The sequence below is a fragment of the Paenirhodobacter enshiensis genome, assembly GCF_000740785.1.
GTDB lineage: Bacteria > Pseudomonadota > Alphaproteobacteria > Rhodobacterales > Rhodobacteraceae > Rhodobacter > Rhodobacter enshiensis.
Map to the genome: position 1 here is coordinate 1 of NZ_JFZB01000021.1, position 2,169 is coordinate 2,169.

Genomic DNA, 2,169 nt, shown 5'->3' on the forward strand with positions numbered 1-2,169 from the left:
GGCAGGCGGCTGTCACCTCGAGTGCCATCACCAGCGCCACGGAAGTTGCCCTCACGGGTAATTTCGATCTTGACGACATCATCACTGATGCTGCGTTCGCAGGACTGACGTCCGAACTTCAAAGTTTGGCTGACAACTATATTTTGGGATCCGAGGCCGTCGGATCAAAAACTATCTACGGTCAGAATCTGATCTCAAACTTTGGTAACGGTCAGCTCTCTTACACGACGCTTATAAAAAGCGGTCTTGATAGCGCCATTTCCTCAGGCCTCTCCTCGGCTATTTATGATACGGATTTCTGGGACAGCTTCGCGACCACGCTCGGAACTTCGGCTATTAACAGTGCCGCTGCAGCCTTACAGACGGAGATTGGCAGCGAGTTCGTCGATGCAGACGGCAATTCAATCCATGGTGGCGAAGGCTCTCTTGGCCATGTGCTCGCGCATGCGGCTCTCGGCTGTGTTGTCGCCGAAGCCGAAGGGGGGGCCTGTTCTGCTGGCACAGCCGGAGCGGCAGCCGCGGCGATTTATAGCGGAACACTCAGTGGAACCACCCCAGACAGGGCCAACTACGATTCGGACGAAGATTACGACGATGCCTACAGCACCTGGTCTGCGAACGTCACTTCCACAGCTCAGCTCCTTGGGGGAATCACCGGATATTTCACCTCGGGTGGTGACGCCCAAAACGTTTCCCTTGCCGGAAACATCGCTGCCTCATTAGTTGAGAACAACTACCTCACACACGAGGATCAGGCGGCTCTGCTTGCCGAAATCGAAGCTTGTGAAGATGCAAACGATGGATATTGCGATGATCCCTCAGCAATCTTTGAAAAATATGAGCAGATATCGGACCTGCGAGATAAGAATCTCGCAGAGATTTGCGGCGACAGCATCGCCTGCGTCAATAGCGCCTTGAACAATATCGCGACCACTGGTTGGGACTATATCACCGAAAATTACGCAAGTTACTGGAGTGAACTAAGCGGGGCTGTTCAGCCGGGGGAGGCAGCACAGACCTATATAGAAAGCGCTCTTCATGGCAGCACAAAACTCCATGGTGAGTGGGTTCAGACCAGTTGCGCCGGAATTGACGACGCGGTCTGCGAGGCCGGCTGGAGTGAGGCGGAACAAAAAAGTGCTTTGGCTGCCGTTGGCGTCATTGCCGTTGCAGGAGCGGTGCTGTTCACTCCGGAAGTTGCCGCAGCCTGTCTTGCAAACTCTGTCTGCAGGGCTGGATTGTTAACATCAGAAGTTACCAATCTCACCAGTTGCGCCACAGAAGGCGTCTGTGTAATATCATCTCCGTCAACCGTCCTCACCAATAACCTGACGGAAGTCGGTGGGGCTAAGGTTGTTACGGTAGCCACAAAGGGGGGAGCAGCAAGCTCAGTAAATGGGGCTAGGCTTAGTATGCAACTCTCCGCCGAGGAAGCTGCTGGTGTACGAGCCCCAACTTCAATCTCAAGTTATTCGGATCATGCCCTCCAACAGATTGCTGGTCGAGACGGTGGGATAGGTGTTAGCCAAGCGGCAATCGATGATGCATTCTTGAACCCAACGGCTATTCAGTATGTCCCGAGCAAATATGGGCCGACTTTTAGATATGTCGGGCAAGACGCAACAGTGGTAGTCAATCCACAAGGTAATGCAGTCACTACGTGGGGAACAAGTGCCGCAGGTGTTGGAAAATGAAGCTGGCGTTAACTGACAGACAGAAGGAAATTTTGAGAGACCTACGTCTTAAAGACGCAGGAAAGAATGTGTCGGCTTTCGATAATCTTGAAAAGGGAGCAGCGACTTTTTCCGAAATTGATATTCTTTGTGATCTGATCAATGCAGAGTTTATGATGGAAGGCATATTGCCGACGTATGAGCCGAACGAGTACGGGGTTGAGTTGGAGAGCCTGCTTGACCTGATCAACAGGTCTCGTTTGAAAGGGCCACAGTGATGGTGTGGGATCGGCTTGCATGGGCGACTATGCTTCGCCCTCGCTTTGTCGACCTTCTTAACTTTATTGCGACGGCCTTGTTACTGCTGGTTCTCGCGATTTCTGGCGACAGCTTGGTTTGGGCTGAGCAAGATGATTGGTCGGCGATCCGCTATCCATTCGATGAACATACTCATATTCATCAAGCTGAGGTGGTTCGGTTGATCTGAACAGGTTCC

The 2,169-nt window shown here is 52.3% G+C and carries 2 protein-coding genes; both read left to right on the top strand.

Annotation, left to right across the window (positions count from 1 at the left end):
* A partial coding sequence (locus tag CG50_RS16560; protein ID WP_211248605.1) for a DUF637 domain-containing protein occupies nt 1-1,694 on the top strand: 1,694 nt, incomplete at its 5' end.
* Nucleotides 1,691-1,951, top strand: a complete 261-nt coding sequence (locus CG50_RS10865; protein ID WP_081880392.1) for a hypothetical protein — start codon at nt 1,691-1,693, stop codon at nt 1,949-1,951. The genes CG50_RS16560 and CG50_RS10865, both read left to right, overlap by 4 nt.
* Nucleotides 1,952-2,169 lie beyond the last annotated feature (218 nt).